General features: G+C 47.5%; 11 protein-coding genes. 4 read left to right on the top strand and 7 right to left on the bottom strand.

Going from position 1 to position 16,287, the window contains the following annotated elements; translation table 11 throughout:
• Positions 1 to 13: 13 nt before the first annotated feature.
• From CGA21_RS29950 to CGA21_RS14035, 4 genes are all read left to right on the top strand, one after another.
• Positions 14 to 1,057 carry a stealth conserved region 3 domain-containing protein gene (locus CGA21_RS29950; protein ID WP_317451690.1) on the top strand — a complete coding sequence of 348 codons (1,044 nt, stop codon included), beginning with the start codon at positions 14 to 16 and terminating at the stop codon, positions 1,055 to 1,057.
• 44 nt (positions 1,058 to 1,101) lie between these two features.
• Entirely contained in the window at positions 1,102 to 2,565 is a 1,464-nt protein-coding gene (locus tag CGA21_RS14045; protein ID WP_188264382.1) for a glycosyltransferase family 2 protein, read from the top strand.
• Between the two features lie 131 nt (positions 2,566 to 2,696).
• The gene (gene galU, locus CGA21_RS14040; protein ID WP_188264381.1) at positions 2,697 to 3,536 is read left to right on the top strand and encodes a UTP--glucose-1-phosphate uridylyltransferase GalU; all 840 of its coding nucleotides are present in this window, start codon (positions 2,697 to 2,699) and stop codon (positions 3,534 to 3,536) included.
• Positions 3,537 to 3,845: 309 nt separating this feature from the next.
• The gene (locus CGA21_RS14035) at positions 3,846 to 4,721 is read left to right on the top strand and encodes a glycosyltransferase family 32 protein (protein WP_188264380.1); all 876 of its coding nucleotides are present in this window, start codon (positions 3,846 to 3,848) and stop codon (positions 4,719 to 4,721) included.
• A 60-nt stretch (positions 4,722 to 4,781) separates the two neighbouring features.
• On the opposite strand, the gene galE is transcribed toward CGA21_RS14035, so the two are convergent.
• From galE to CGA21_RS14000, 7 genes are all read right to left on the bottom strand, one after another.
• The gene (galE, locus tag CGA21_RS14030) at positions 4,782 to 5,798 is read right to left on the bottom strand and encodes a UDP-glucose 4-epimerase GalE (RefSeq protein ID WP_188264379.1); all 1,017 of its coding nucleotides are present in this window, start codon (positions 5,796 to 5,798) and stop codon (positions 4,782 to 4,784) included.
• A gap of 57 nt (positions 5,799 to 5,855) precedes the next feature.
• Positions 5,856 to 9,611, bottom strand: coding sequence for a CDP-glycerol glycerophosphotransferase family protein (locus CGA21_RS14025; RefSeq protein ID WP_188264378.1), 3,756 nt, complete (start codon positions 9,609 to 9,611; stop codon positions 5,856 to 5,858).
• 227 nt (positions 9,612 to 9,838) lie between these two features.
• Positions 9,839 to 10,900: a polysaccharide biosynthesis/export family protein gene (locus tag CGA21_RS14020; RefSeq protein WP_188264473.1), complete on the bottom strand. Its 1,062-nt coding sequence runs from the start codon at positions 10,898 to 10,900 to the stop codon at positions 9,839 to 9,841.
• 40 nt (positions 10,901 to 10,940) lie between these two features.
• Entirely contained in the window at positions 10,941 to 12,047 is a 1,107-nt protein-coding gene (locus CGA21_RS14015) for an ABC transporter permease (RefSeq protein ID WP_188264377.1), read from the bottom strand.
• Positions 12,048 to 12,094: 47 nt separating this feature from the next.
• Positions 12,095 to 12,748, bottom strand: coding sequence for an ABC transporter ATP-binding protein (locus tag CGA21_RS14010; protein ID WP_188264376.1), 654 nt, complete (start codon positions 12,746 to 12,748; stop codon positions 12,095 to 12,097).
• A gap of 13 nt (positions 12,749 to 12,761) precedes the next feature.
• Entirely contained in the window at positions 12,762 to 13,556 is a 795-nt protein-coding gene (locus CGA21_RS14005; protein WP_188264375.1) for an ABC transporter permease, read from the bottom strand.
• Between the two features lie 239 nt (positions 13,557 to 13,795).
• Positions 13,796 to 14,587, bottom strand: a complete 792-nt coding sequence (locus CGA21_RS14000; protein ID WP_188264374.1) for a CPBP family intramembrane glutamic endopeptidase — start codon at positions 14,585 to 14,587, stop codon at positions 13,796 to 13,798.
• Positions 14,588 to 16,287 lie beyond the last annotated feature (1,700 nt).

Genomic DNA, 16,287 nt, shown 5'->3' with positions numbered 1-16,287 from the left:
TGGGGTTTTACATGTGCTACACATTTATCAATTCGATATCGCCGATGATGGATTGGCAAACGTCCGTTCTTCCTCTGCGTTGATTAGAAAGTTCAAAGTACAAGAGCTCAGTGCGATCTACCATGGTATGCCAACCGGTTGCGGGTATACTACGCCGATAGATGCCGTTTATACATGGGTCAATCATGCAGACTCAGACTGGCAAGCTTTGTGGGCGTCAACATATCCAGCCGATGAATTCGATCCCGACAGATACACTTCGAACGATGAATTACGCTATTCATTACGCTCGCTGAACAAATATGCGCCTTGGATAAATCGAATCTTTGTTGTTTCAAACTGCAAGCAGCCTGGATGGCTGAAAGACCATCCAAAGATTATTTGGGTAAATCACGTAGAGATTTTTCCAGCAGAGACGATGCTACCAACGTTTAACTCCCATGCCATCGAGGCTTGTCTACATCGTATACCAGGGCTTTCTGAAAATTTCCTTTATCTCAATGATGATTTTTTGCTCAATCAGCCTTGTTTGCCGAAGGATTTCTTTGACGAAATCGGACGTTCCGTGACGTATCTGGAGCCTTATGGAATGGTTGATTCAAAGGCGGGCAGAGATAAGTCACTGGATTATCTTGCGGCCGCCAACAATTCCAAAGACTTGTTGAAAACTATTTTCCCTGGCTATGAGGCTCGATGCTTGCATCGCCATGTGCCTTACGCCCTGAAAAAGTCCATCCTGGAAGAGATCGAGGAGACGTTTCCGAAATCGATTGAATCAACGCGAAACGCTAAACGTCGTTCTTTAGATGACGTCAACGTCACATCGTTTTTATATCACCATTTTGCATATGTCAGCGGGCGGGCAGTTAAAGCTGACGCATCCAGTTTAATTGTTCGCCCAGGCAATGTAGAGAAAATTCTTGGGAAGGATACCTACAAGTATAAGATGCTTTGCTTTAACGATGGCGATGGCAGTGCAACGAATGGACGCTACAAGGAATATACTTCCAGATTTTTTACTCGGCGATTAAGTGAGTTGGCTGCTTGGGAGCAATAATAATCTTGTGTTTCAGGAAGATTTATCGTTCTACGGTGTAATCGTTGTTAGATCCTGAAGTTATAGAAATTGCTTCTGGAGTTCTGTCTGAAAAGGTAATTATTTTGAAAATTGCGGTTTGTGCGATTTGTAGAAATGAAGTTGATTATGTTGAAGAGTGGATTGCATATTATAAAATTTCCGGATTTGATTCGGTGTTTATCTACGATAATGTTAGTGATGACGGTACTTCAGAGCTTCTGGCGGCGCTAGATAATATCGGCGAGATAACCAGAGTGCATTGGCCTCGGCGAGAGGGAATACCTCCGCAACGGGACGCATATGGTCATTTTATCGAGAGTTTTTCAGCGGATTTTGATTATGTGCTGATTTGCGATCTTGATGAGTTTTTGGTCGTTAAAGATGGCTCGGTAAAAAAACTGTTAATAGATGCTGAACGCATGCACGGGAATGTGGGAGCTATTGCGTTTCCTTGGCTTGTTTATGGTTCCAGTGGAAATGAGTCCTCATCAACCGATTTGGTTATCGAGCGCTTTAAAAAATGTGAGAAAAAAACCTCTCCCGTTGTTAAGACAATGTTTTCGCCGAAAAACACTTATAATATGCGAACGCATATTTGTGATTTGTTATCTGGTGTTTATCTGGATAATAACTTGAGGGTAGCTGAGTGGAATCAGTTGATGCCGATCAAATTGAAGTCGTCATCTTTTGGTCGGGCGGTCATCCATCACTATTACACTAAGTCCAGGGAGGAGTGGATTCGTAGGCGGTCGTTGCCGAAAGCGGATCGGGCAAAACAAGAACTGAAAAATATAGCTGAATTCGATAAGTTTCATAGTCAAGTGTATGAGCATTCTGGCGTTGACATGCAAATTTCTACTGTGCAGCGTTGTTTGAGTGAAATTAAAGAAAAGTTATCCGTAGCTCGGGCGCGCGTTGAAAGTGCGGAGATTGAGTTGGTTGCAGTAAATAAAGACTGGATTTTTGGAGTTGTTCACGGTCTCAGTTCGGGTTCGAGGGAGAGAGTTCGAGTTACTAATAGCTGGCAGAAGGAAACCGTGGTTTTTACTAAGCCCGTAAATCATGCTAAGCATGTATTTGTAGTTAAGACAAAGTGGCGTGATTCTTTTTCAGAAGATTTTACATTGTCAGTGGTCGGAGGGCGAGCCTCTCAAGTGTTCTTCAAGGCAGACTGGCCAAGTTCAAAACAATCCATTGAGTTACTAGCTAAGCACTGTCCAGAAGCAGAGGAACACATATTTACCTTGTTTATCGATACCCTAGAAAAGGAGCCGTCTTCAGATCTCCTTCAGATGATTGGAGCTTTGAAGTTTACAAAATATAAGATTTATAAAGACTTTTGCGATGCGGTGAGTGCGCATTTGAGTTCGCCAAAAAGTGGTCACCTCAAGGCTTTTTCAGAGTCATGCGATTCAGATTTTTTGAAGAAAATTGCAGACCCGGGAAATAAAAAAAGAAAATTTATTTCAAATGCAATTCGAACCTGATTTCATATATTAGAGATTGCTCTTTGGTTGCTTTTATCACATTGCGGTGGTTCTTGTTTTTTTATTGTAAGATGCCAGTTTGTTGATTAAAATGAGCTTCGGTAATATGGATTGTTTTTCTAAGGAATATTATGATTAAGAAGTGTTTGTTTCCAGCAGCCGGTTATGGCACTCGCTTCCTCCCAGCGACCAAAGCCATGCCTAAAGAAATGCTGCCGGTGGTAAACAAGCCACTGATCCAGTACGGCGTCGAAGAAGCACTGGACGCTGGCTTGACGGAAATCTCCATCGTCACCGGTCGTGGCAAGCGCGCCCTGGAAGACCATTTCGACATCAGCTACGAGCTGGAAAACCAGATCAAGGGCACCGACAAGGAAAAGTACCTGGTCGGCATTCGCAAGCTGCTCGACAATTGCTCGTTCTCCTACACCCGCCAGACCGAAATGAAAGGCCTGGGCCACGCGATCCTGACCGGCCGTCCGCTGATCGGCGACGAACCCTTCGCCGTGGTGTTGGCAGACGACCTGTGCGTCAACCTCGAAGGCGACGGCGTACTGACCCAGATGGTCAAGCTGTACAAGCAGTTCCGCTGCTCGATCGTGGCCATCCAGGAAGTCGACCCGCAAGAGACCAACAAGTACGGCGTGATCGCCGGCGAGATGATCCGCGACGACATCTACCGTGTGCACAGCATGGTGGAAAAACCAAAACCTGAAGATGCGCCGTCGAACCTGGCCATCATCGGTCGCTACATCCTGACCCCGGACATCTTCGACCTGATCGAACAGACCGAGCCAGGCAAGGGCGGCGAAATCCAGATCACCGACGCCCTGATGAAACAGGCCCAGAACGGCTGCGTGATGGCCTACAAGTTCAAGGGCAAGCGTTTCGACTGCGGCGGCGCCGAAGGCTACATCGACGCGACCAACTTCTGTTTCGAGAACTTCTACAAGGCTGGTAAGGCGTATTGATAGCAGTTTAAGCTGCTCGTACTGAAAAGCCACCGTCAGGTGGCTTTTTATAAAAAATATCTCGTACAAATGTTGATAAAACTGCATATTCCTAACGGATGCTATGTGTGTGAGTTTTCAGATGGTTTTTAAAAAAGAAAATTTTATTTTTACTTGTGATTTGTTTTAATGATGTATCCTCTTGAATATATATTTTCTAGTTATCGTTAAATAGCGCTGCTGTGATGTATGAAGTTTGCAATTCGTTCCTAAGTCTAGTTTCTTAACTGGTAGTAGGAATTAAACTTAAATTCAGCTAGGTGTATATTGATGGAAGGTGTTGTAAATACCCCTCGTGCTTTAGGTTGGTTTGGTGATAATGCACGACCAGATTTTACTCGCGAAATACCAAAAAAAATATGGGCATACTGGAATTCCGATAGCCTTCCCGACACTGTAAATGCATGTATTGGGAGCTGGAAAGAAAAAAATCCAGATCATGAGGTTAACATTGTTACGCCGAGTAGTATTGATAGCTTCTTGGGTTTACTGCCGGAAGGTTTTTTCCGCAATACACCTCAACGGCAAGCGGACTGGGTTAGGCTTGCCCTTCTTAATAAATATGGTGGGATTTGGCTTGACGCCACCATTATAGCTTTCAAGTCTTTTGCTTATATTCATAAAACTCAAAGTATACATGGAGGTGAGTTAGTAGGTTATTTCCTGCGAGGGAAAACTACTAATGCAGCCTATCCGTTAATTGAGAATTGGTTTCTTGCAGCTCCCGCGGGGACAAAATTCATCAATGATTGGCTTAATGAATTTGAAAAGTCGATGATTCAAGGTGCGGATAATTATATAAAGTCATTGACGGAATACAATATCGATCATTTACGTCAGGGGCTTCAGCATCCTAACTATTTTTCCATGCATGTTGCCGCACAGGTTCTGATGCGGCGTTCGAACCAATATGTTCTGACTTTGATTCCTGCCGAGAATGACGCCTACAATATCCCATGTAAATTAGCTTGGGATGTTGATCGAATTGTTTCATTTATGACGCAAAATGATAATCCTACCCTTGATTGCAATATATTTAAGATGGTCGGTAGGGTTTGGAAGCCACTGAGTGAAAAAATAATCTCCGGAGCTGTCAATCCGGACTCTTTAATTGGCAAGATGATTTCTAGTTCTAAAGTTCGATGACCTGATGATGAAATCCAAATCCCGTATTATATCGGGATTTGGATGCTTTAGTTTTTCTATTTACTGCTCATATCCCCAAGGGTTATTGGTGAGCCAGCGCCATGTGTCACTCATCATTTGATCTAAGCTAAACCTTGGCTCCCATTGTAATTCGCTTTGTATTTTTGATATATCAGCCCAGGAAGCAGGAATATCCCCATCTCGTCGAGACCCAAATTTAAACGGAATAGTGCAGCCGCTAGATTTTTCAAACGCTTCTATCATTTCAAGAACAGAATATCCTTTTCCTGTCCCTAAGTTCCATATGGATACACCTGACCTATCACTCAAAGCCTCAAGTGCTTTAACATGGCCATACGCAAGATCCATAACATGGATATAGTCTCTTACACCAGTTCCATCAATTGTTGGATAATCACTACCATGCACGCATAATTCAGGTAATTGCCCGGTAGCAACTTTCCCTATATACGGAAGGAGATTGTTGGGAATTCCACTTGGGTTTTCACCAATTAGTCCGCTTGGGTGTGCGCCGATTGGGTTAAAATATCTCAACACTGCGATTTTTAGCTGCGGCGTCGCTGCAGCTAGGTCTTTTAGTATTGTCTCAGCGATATATTTAGATCGACCATATGGGTTGGTTGCTGTACCGGTCTCGTAGCATTCTCGCAACGGCATATGATGCTTTTCACCATACACCGTAGCAGAGGAGCTAAAAACCAAATTGAACACTCTCGCGGTGATCATTGCTTGACACAGGTTTAGGGTACCAGTGACATTCGTCTGATAGTAGCGCCCAGGTTGATTTGTACTTTCGGCAACCGACTTAAGTCCCGCGAAATGGAATACTGCATCAATAGAATGTTCTTTGAATGTAGTTGCTAGTAGCGCGCTGTCTAAAATGTCGCCCTGGATAACTTTTAGGGTTTTCTCTGATATTTTTTTTATTCTGTTCATCACTTTTGGCGAGCTATTGGAGAAATTATCCAATACAATTACGTTGTAACCCTTGTCAAGTAGTGAAAGTGTTACGTGCGATCCGATATACCCCGCGCCACCAGTTACTAAAATGTTCATGCTTTGTTCATCCCTTTAAGTAAAATATACATCCACGTGATGGCCGGGCTTTGATACTTACGCTCGTCGCCATTTTACTAGTTTGGTGATATTGCGGTGTATAGATGCTTCTTTCGGCTCTTGTAGTGCGGGGACAATATTCTGCTGAATTTCCTTTCTAAGTTTTTGGCTCACCTTGGTAGGAGGTGAAAGTGTTTCAAATTTTTCGAGTTCTTGCAGCGACTGTTGGAACTCTTTTAGATCATAACTTACCTTTGCTAAGTGGAGCCAAGCGTCTCTATTTGGACGAAGATCTTTTCTACTTAAAAAGCCTTTCCATGCATTTCTCGCCTCTTTAAGTTTGCCCATAGCTGTGAAAATTAAAGCAGTTTCTTGGAGTAGAGTGCGTTCGTCTGAGGCACTTGCAGCGTTGGTCAAAATATTTAGTGCTTCATCCGATTTTCCTGCTTTGCGAGATGTTTTAGCAAATTTTAAGTATTGGTCTGCTGAAAGCTTTGTATAAACGCTGGCAGTAACCCAAGCAGCATGAGCTTTTTTCCACTCTGCCTGTGCGTAAAGTATTTCTGCTTGCTCAATTGAAAATTCAGGTAGTTGGTCTATGTTCTTGATATTTTTTAGAAACCTATATGCTTCTGAAACATTCCCCAACATTCTGGATGTTTGGGCACGCAGGAACCATGTGTGATTATCCATAAGATCTACTGAGGTTTTGAGCCAGATCTCTTGGGCGTCAGCCCACATTTCAACACCAGTGGCGACGGCTGCGCGCTCTACCAATATGGCTGGATGAGCTGTGTCTTCTGCAATTTTAAGAAGAGATGCCGCTATTGATAATTTTTTCTGTTCGCGGAAAAACTTTGCTAAAAACGCGAGAATTTCGTCGCTAATGGGTACTGATTTACTCAGGATTTCATCAATGTCGAAAAGTTCATTTATTTGTACAAAATTCTTCGTTGATATTGTAATTGAAAAATGTTCTGCCTTGATTTTGTCAGAGCAATAACCTGCAGAGTTTGATATGTCTAACCATGACAACGCTTCGTCGTATTTACCCAAATTTTTCAAAGCAACAGCTTTTGAAAATGCGGCCTCGCCCCCCATAAAGTATGGGTCAATAGTTACTTGATTCCAAGCTGTTAGAGATTCTTCCCATCGCTGAGCAGCAAGCATTTTTTTTCCGTGCGAAACTGCAGCAGCCTGGGTCGATTCTGCTGAAATATTGCATTTGTCGAGTGCATTGATGGCTTCATATACACGCTTGCAGTTGTCCTGATCATGAAAGGCAAACGTCGTTCGCATTCTTGTGAGGTATTTATCAGAAGGCTGTGAGTTATTCGATAAGATATGCTCAAGCTCTTTTAGGGCTTCATTCAATGTCTCACAGACAGGTCCGAAACCATCTAGTTTATAGTCAAAGTAACCCGCTTTATAAGTGTGGTTCCCACCAAAGAACGAACTTGCGTCAAATTGAAAGTAAACAATTGCACGTTCAAGTGCTGCCATTTCAAATGCAACAGATGAATAGTCTGTTACCAATATCGAGGCGCGGGAAAAGTGATCCTGTATTGAGGTTTCGTCATTATGACCCGCAATTTCAATAAAAGATGGTACTTCAAAAGTTTCTATGTAAGGTTGTATGTAGGCGTGAGGATAGAAGACTATTTTATAGCCGTGAGTTGAATGAAGATTTTCTAGCTCTGCAGAATGTAAGAAGTTTTTCCACTGAAGTGCGAATGTTGTGTTGCTGAACTCTGGATTTAGTTCGCGCTCATTTCCTATGCCGGTAATCGCCCCCACAAGATTGCTTCGCCATGTAGGCATTACCAAGATTACTTTGGAAGCAGCAGATGCTTTTCCGATTAATTGGTCGTGACGTGGGAAGCCAGTTAGCACTACTTCTTTTTCGGTGAATTTATACGCACCATTTGCTATGAATGATGTTGTCTCTGGGTGTGTACAAGTAATAAGTAGGTCTATAGGTTTTGAGTTTAACCATGAAGATAGATCATCTTTGGTGACACCGTGTTGTAGAAATGTATACTTGTAAGTAAGTATGTCAAACACGTGCTTTCTGTCTATGCCGCCAAAAATATAATGATCTGCGTGTGACGATATCAAATGATTAGCGTTAAGTAATGCTAATTTGTGCTCGTGGCTTTCAAATGCTAGCATCGAAAAACCGGCGGCGGTCAATCTATTCCAATCAGGAGAGGTTTCACGTAAAACGAAATATGCTCTGATTTCAGGGTGGTGAGCTTGCAGGTATTTGTAAAGGTGTTCTGCGTTATCGTCAGCCTGTGTGTCTCGATCCATGAGTAGCCAGCAACCACCATATTTCATCGTGGCATCTTTAGATGCCGCTGATTTACGCAGCTCTATAAGCTCTTCCGGGAGGTTGGTCTCATTTATTTTAATATTTGAGAAGCAATTGTTAATTTCATCGACGGATACACCGTGATGATGTTGTTTACCCTTTAATGAAATTCGGGTGTTAAAATTTTCGACGGTTATAGTTAGTTTTTTGGAGTCTTCCAGTTTGAACCATATAATATGTTCGTATATAAATATATCGTCAAATAGGGTGTGATTGAGTGTTTTTACATACGTTGGTAGTACAATTTTGTTGTCAAGTTTTATAGTTTCTGTCGAGTTGTCGCTTCTTGAAAAGTATCGAACTTTTACGAGATTTTTAACTGCATCTAAAGCATCGACATAAACAATCGAGAGTTTTGGAGTGTGGTCTTTGTATAAAGAGAGCAAGCCAAGTTTATGATAGAACCAGGCGCCTGCCAGCTCAAAATTCATAATTGTTTCAATGGAAATGTGTTGCATTATTTCTGATATTAATTTTTTGTAATTCGAGACTTGATTGGCAGAGAGCACGGTTAGTTTGCTACTGTTGTTGATGAATCTTTTAAAATGCCAGCAAAGATCATAAAGAACTACTCTTTGGATGAACGGTTTGACCTCGCCGTAGAGAGCTAAACTGTTATTTATTATACCAAGGTATCCGAGTTCTAATTGAGCGCTATAGCGCCCAGGATTTAGCCATCCCGTGTCGAGGGTGGAGGTTCCATCTTCACGTTTTCTGTAAAAATATTTAGGTTTGGCTAGGTAGCTTACATGGCCATCTTTTAAGTTTAGTAGGTAATTGTTAACAAAGTTCCCATCCTCGAATCCAGGGCGTATGAGGGGGTGGAATTGTAGTTGTTGCTGTAGTATTTGAGAGCGTTTGAATAAAACGCAGTTAACATTTAAAATTATGTGCCGGCCTAGATCTTCAATTGGAAGGGTGATATCGCCTTTGCTGAATCTGAACTTTAAAGCGTGAGTGTCAGAGTATTTTAGGCTGTCTTCATAGTAAAAGATGTAGTTAGCACATATCATTTTTAGTGATGCGGCGTTTGTGCTTTCACTTAAATGTTTATCGATTAATTCGAAGTAGTCGTTGGAGATAAAGTCGTCTGGGTCAATGAAAGTAACCCACTCATGTTTCGCGTATTGAAGACCATGGTTGCGCGCAGCGCCTTGTCCTGCATTTTCTTGATATATGTATCTGATGTTTTTTGGATGGAGATTAATCCATTTTTTTATAACTTCTAGTGAGTCGTCCGTAGAGCCGTCATCTACCAATATTATTTCTATAGAGTTTTTAAAGTCTACGGTTTGATTGATTACGGATTCGAGATACTCGTCAAGATATCTTGCGACGTTATATACTGCTGAAACTATCGAGTATTTTTTTCTTGCAGTAACTTTTGCTGCTGTCACTTCTTGTTGTTCTGTTTTTTTTTCGCATTCGCTAGTTGGCATGTGGGCTCTTTGTAGATCGCGAAGTATTTTTGAACATTGTTTCATGTTTTTGCTCGTCACAATGTAATAGGGGTAGTCGGTTTAAAGTTATATCTGTCCCGATTCAGGGGGGGCTGGGTGGGGGCTAATGTTCGTAGTCTGATTAGTTGTGGCAGGAGAGTTAGGTCAGCTCATCCTGCTCGTTAATTTTAATGCAGCTTTTAATAAAAAAATGGGGCGCGTTGAGTTTACTGAGTGATTCCAGTTGCTCTTCCTAGTACCATCGTCTGCACAATAGGCCCAATGATTTTTTGCCACTCATACACAGCCGCATTGGTGACATAAATGGTGTCGTCAGGCTTAACCATGACTTGGCGAGCATAAAAAATGGCAGCAGGGTCGCGCATATCAATACGCATCACAGTTGGCTTGTTGTTGCCTTCACCCATTCTGAATACGAAAACGCCTTGAGGGTTAGCGTTCGCTTCTCTCAGTCCACCCACTGATCCCAGTGCATCGAGCAAGCTGGTGTTTTGGGACGGCAAATCTTTAAGGCCTGGTTCCTGCACAGCCCCCATCGCCACAAATCGTTGGCGCGCACGGTCCACCACTACTTCCGAATTCGGACGCAACACCATATTGTTGCCGGCCAGTACGTCTTCATAGTTAAACTCTTGAACCTGTGTGCCCGTACGTACGGTGACGTTGACCAAATGTGGTTCCATTACCGGACCACCGGCCTGGTTAATGGCGTCAAGCAGGGTCAGTGGTCCTTGCAGGGTACTAAACCGGCCAGGTGCTTTGACCGCACCGGCTACCAGTATCGAGCCCGACAGGTCCCCAACCAGTTCAACGTGGGTCTGCACGTCGGTAGTCACGCCCTTCAGCTGCTTTCGGATCATGTTCTCAACGTCGTTGAGCGTCATGCCGGCGACGAACTGGCGGCCGACGTAAGGCAGGGAGATCATGCCTTGGTCGTCGATGCGAGTCTTGAGCTGCGTGCCCCCAGCGGACAGCGGGGCGAACAGCGCCGAGCCTTCCGGTGCGTTGTCGGTGATCAACACGTTGAGGATATCACCGGCCATCAGTCGCGCCGAAGGAGCGACTGGCTTGGCAATGCTCGCCTGTACCGGACGCACTGCGCCACGCATGTACGGAGCGATGGTGTTGGCGTTGATCTCGACCAGGTTATACGGCTGGTTTTTGCTTTCGATATCGCCCTTGTAAGGGCCTGCGCCGGACAAAGTGCCGCCGCAGCCGGACAAGGTCAGGGCCGCCAGGATTAAACCCGCTACAGCGCTGTTTCGCATGCTCACGTTCAGGGGGCGAAGGGGCAGGCCAGTAATGGATTTAATCACGATGATCCTCGATCGATGCAATTAGGAAGCGGGTGATGCCGTAGAGCAGCAGCAGGGCCAGGAAGATGGTTGCCAGGTTGTAGAGGCGCTCTGGGTAGATGGCCATCTGTGGTGTGTTCGGGCTGACCACGGTGACCAGTGTGCGAATCTTCTTGCTGGCTTCAATACGGGCGTTGTCGAGTGCGGCGACCGCAGTCTTGTAGGTTTCTTCAGCGATGCCGGCGTCCAGGGTCAGTTGCTGAAAGCGCGAAGCAACGACGTTGAGCTGGGCGCCATCAGGGGCTGACACCAGCAGGCGTTTTTCCGCATTCAGCTGTTCGCGAATGGCGTCGACGCGTTGCTGTTGTTGTTTGACCTGGGGTGAGTCCGGGCGAAGCTTGTAGAGCATTTGGGTGAGCACGGCGCGCTCTTTGGAGTGCTCGCCTTCCAGAGTATCGATGATGCTGGCGCGGCCTTGGGCCGAGCTCTTACCGTCCAGTACCTTGTTGCGGTTCTGGAAACTCAGCAACTCTTCCTTGCGTTGGGTATAGCTCTTTTTTGCGCCTTCCAGTTCGCCTTGGGCGAAGCGCATCTGCTCGCGGGCGATGCTGTGGGAGACTTCGTTCACGAAGTGCTCACTTGCTTCGAGAATGACCTTGACCATTTGCTCGGCCAGTTCCGGGCTGAAAGCTTGTACTTCAACCTTGAGCAAGCCAGTGGTTTCGTCATAGTGAGCGGTGACCATGCGCTGGTAGTACTTGAGCAGGTCTTCGCGCTCAGTGTCGGTGCTCAGCCAGAAGAACGGGTCGTTGCGTTGTTTGCTGTATTGCTCGACCCAGTGCAGGCGGTCTTCCAGCAGCTGCATCATGTCCATCGACACGATGTATTCGCGCAAGTACAAGGTCTCTTCGCGGGAGGCGGGATTGGCGCCGCTGAGCAGCATGCTCAGGCCTGGCACTTGACCGGCAGGGTTGTTGCTGTCCTGGCGCACAACTACCTGCGCGGAGCTGACATAGCGGTCCACGGCAAAGAAGCTGTAGTAGACGATGGCCAGTACCATTGGAAGCACGATCAGCCCCAATGTCAGGCGCCAGCCCTTGAATTTACCCGTACTACTCATATGCACACGCATCCTTGAAATGAAACAGTCACGCCACGGTCAGGCGATCAGGTGTTGTAGGCCTTGATGCCTTCATCGACATCGTCATAGATCTGCACTGCGCCATCGCGCACCAGCAGCACGACGTCACAGAGTTTTTTGATTTCGGGCATGCTATGGGAAACGAGCACAACCTTGGATTTCTGCAGGCGCTCTTCGAACACCTCTGCACATTTGCGCTTGAACTGGGCATCACCCACCGACATCACTTCGTCGATAAGGTAATAGTCAAAGTCGAAGGCCATGCTCAGACCGAAGGCCAGGCGCGAGCGCATACCTGAGGAGTAGGTCTTGACTGGTTCGTCGATCCAGTTGCCAATTTCGGCGAAGTCTTGAACGTAGGCGACCTTCTCACGCATGGCGTCGCCCTCAGCGCCATAAACTCGGCTGACGAACTTGATGTTTTCGCGACCAGTCATGCTGCCTTGGAAACCGCCGGAAAGGCCCACGGGCCAGGAAACACTTTTGTCGGTAACGATGGTGCCGGAGTCGGGTACATCGGCACCGCCGAGCAGGCGCATCAAGGTTGATTTACCCGCGCCATTGCGGCCGATCAGGCCGATGTTCTTGCCAGCGGGAATCTTCAACGACAGGTCGCGGAAAACGTGGCGACGACCTTTGGGGGTCAGGTAAGACTTGGTGATATTTCTGAGCTCGAACACGGGAAGCCTGCAGTTAGCCGTTCTTGGTGGAGATCAAATGCAGTCGACGAACCCGATAAGTACCCAGGGAGACGAACAGCAAAACCAAAGTGAAGGCGATCACGTAGTTCACTGAAACGCCATCGACCGGAACGTAATATGGGAAGATCTCGGCGCGAATCAGCTCCAGCAGATGCAGGAACGGATTGAGCAGTAGCAGCGGCAGCATGGCGTGAGGCAGGTAAGCAGCCGGGATGAGCACGCCTGACATGAAATAGAGCGGGAAAAACATCATCCGAATAAACAGCGAGCTGCTGGGCATCGCATGAGCGATCAGCGACAACAACATGCCTAGGCTAAAGGAAAACAAAACGCCCAGCAGGATGGTCAGCATCCATTCGATGGGTGATTTGATGGACATGTCGAAACCGTACCAAGCAAAGCCAAATACCAGAATGGCGTAGACGCTTGCCGATATACTGAACTCCACGAGCACTCGGGCTATAAAAGTATCTAGGGGCTTGATCTGTTTATAGGCAAAGAGCGAGCGGTTTTCCTTTGGGCTGTTCATCAGGCGCAGGGCTGTATTGCGAAACAGCAGGAATGGTGCCAGGCCGACCAGCACGAAAACTGGGAAGTCTATACCTGCCACGGTGTTGCCACGAATTAAGGCAAAGAACATGCTGAGAACAAGCAGGTGGCTAATCGGCTCGATAAGTGTCCAGATAGCACCCATGCGGCGCTGGCCAAAACGCGAACGCGCTTCACGCAGCACCAAGGCAAAAATGACGGATTTTTTGATCTGCAGGGGAGAGCGGGGCTTGAGCATGATTTACCGCACAGCACAACAGCGCGGTAAACGCGTTGCTTGAATTCAATTTCAGAGGACTTTCTGTCCATGTGGGACAGATCGCTTCCATTCGTGGGGCGGGAGGTTAAACGCTCGGCCTGACAGGAGTCAAGCTGCATAGTTCCCTACCGATAATCGGCCGTTTTTGCCATCGGGGAGGGCTTTCTGACAGGCTTTGACCAGTCGGTCAGTATTCGGTTTGATCGACTAGTAATGGCTCAAGCGGCCGTCATCGGGTACGTGAACAAACTGAAATGCAGCAGATTCAAACCGAAGTGGGTAGCGATGGCGGCTGCCAATCCGCCGAATCGATAAGCTAGACCGTAGCCAGCACCTGCCAAGGTTGCCAACAATACCCATTCCCAACCAGCGCCCCAATGCGCTAACCCGAATAATAGAGAAGCGATCAGCAAGGCAAGATGTTCGCCGTAGGCCAGGCGTTTGAAGCGTCGACTCAAGCCACCTTGCAGGTAGCCGCGAAACAGTGCTTCTTCTACCAAAGTCACCAATAGAAGGTTGTTGTTTATCCACAGCCACGCCTGAGGCGACCATTTCGGTGCCCACTCGACAATTCCCAACAGCCATGCGCTTCCCAAAGTGACGATTGCCGTCAGGATCAGTGTCAGGGCGCCTGCCTTTAATGCTTGTGTCAGTGAGTGGCGGCCGATGATCCATGGGCATATGAGCAACAGCCAGAAGCCTATCAGCGGTTTATCCAGATTAAGGTTCATCGAGAAGGGCACGGCGTTCTCGGTGAAGCGTTCCTGGTCGATCATCCTGGCGTTGTGAAATCCCGGCCACCAATGGAGGGCCAAGGCGAGGGCAAGGAGGATGAACAGGGCGTGGCCGAGGTAGGGACCAAAGCGAAAGCGGTGTTGCCGGACGGCGTATCCAGCGAGCCCCAGCAGGATGATTGCAATGATCGCCTGGGCAGATAGGTAGCCGTAGGTGAGAGCGAGTACATAACCGGCAGAGAGCAATGTCAGGTATGGCCAGGGCAGTACGAGCATGGGGTCATCCTGATTGACTGGCGAGACTACCTTTAATGATGCATTTAGGCAGATTTACCCGTTAGCCAGCAAGAAAGGTCCTGACTTTTTTCCTTAACATGGCGTGTGTAGAACTGTGGCTGTGACTAGGTTTATAGGTGCCTGACATTCAGTTGGAAGGCGAGCTGGCGGATTATCCTGAATCAGGGAACGCACATGACTACTTGGCCCATGATTACCGTGACATTGTTGATGCTGGTACCGCTGATGGTTCTTGCTACATCGATACAAGGTTGGGTTCAACATTTCAAAATCGAAGGCGACACCGAGTACTAGTCGTGGTTTGACGAAACACTGGTCCTTTCAAGAGCGCGAACACTGAGCACAGGGATGTGGTCCACCGTAAATACGGCATCTTGTGGGTAATGCTGTTCCTTTCAGGCAGTATGGGCTGGGCAGCAAGCTCATTAAGCGTGGGTACATGCTCCTTGTGGGAACCAGTTCAGCAGTGATCTGACTTGCCGGCGAAGGCTTTCTCGATCAACAGATCAAATCTCTTTCATACGCTGAACCCATACGACAACTTTCTAAAATACCCAACCACAGCGAATTGCCCTGACTATAGGTAGGGGGATAGAGGCTATGGGTTGGGGCAGTGCAATGAATTGTTGTTTTGGGTTCAGGTATCAAGCTTTCCAGGGAGCCTGGCAGGTGCGCTTTTTCGTGTGTCACCTGAAAGAAAGTCATTGGTTGTGAGTACGCATTCGCCGGCAAGCCTGGCTCCTACGGGGGATGCGTATGGCTTCCAATCAGGCCGGTCGGCCGCCTCGCTTTTGATTGTGATTTGGCTTTTGATTTTTCTTGCCCCGTCGAGAGGCTTCGTTCCGGTTCTGCGTAGTGGGTAAACCGGCATGGATGCCGGTTTAGCCGCGCTTGGCCAAGGAGGGCCCAGCGCGGCGGGCCCACGGAGCAGGACCGGAGCGAGGGCATGCCGAGCCGCAGCGAGGCACCGAACGTCAGGGGCAAGAGCCCTTGGTTACTTAGGGCCGGGCGGCGTTCCGTTTTTCCAAGTGACTCGCTGTAAAAGCGAAACCCTAGGTGGGCGTTACCGCAGGAATGGATATGTACTCAGTCAACAAATGACAGCTTGGCTGTCAGGCCGCCTTCGCGAGCAGGCTCGCTCCCACAGTTGATTGGGGAGGGTCGCGGGAGATGGGTTGGCTGTCAGGACGTCATCGCTGGCAAGCCAGCTCCTACAGTGGGTTTGGGTGTATTCGGAAGTGATGGGTTGACTGTCAGGCCGCCTTCGCGAGCAGGCCCGCTCCCACAGTTGATCGGGGAGGGTCGCGGGAGATGGATTGGCTGTCAGGACGTCATCGCTGGCAAGCCAGCTCCTACAGTGGGTTTGGGTGTATTCGGAAGTGATGGGTTGACTGTCAGGCCGCCTTCGCGAGCAAGCCCGCTCCCACAGTTGATCGGGTAGGGGCGCGGGAGATGGGGCGGCTGTCAGGCCGTCATCGCTGGCAAGCCAGCTCCTACAGTGGGTTTGGGTGTATTCGGAAGTGATGGGTTGGCTGTCAGGCCGCCTTCGCGGGCAGGCTCGCTTGTATGGTAGGACTTGAAGGGAGGAGGAGGGACAAGGCTCGATTCTGACTGTTGACGCAGTACAGACTGTGGGAGAGTTCGCCCCTCCTCCTTTCACCCAAGCGCCGATAAAGAAT

Source organism: Pseudomonas sp. PSB11, assembly GCF_014596605.1.
Classification (GTDB): domain Bacteria; phylum Pseudomonadota; class Gammaproteobacteria; order Pseudomonadales; family Pseudomonadaceae; genus Aquipseudomonas; species Aquipseudomonas umsongensis.
The sequence above is the reverse complement of the archived record's forward strand: the minus strand, read 5'-3'. Positions and strand labels throughout refer to the sequence as shown.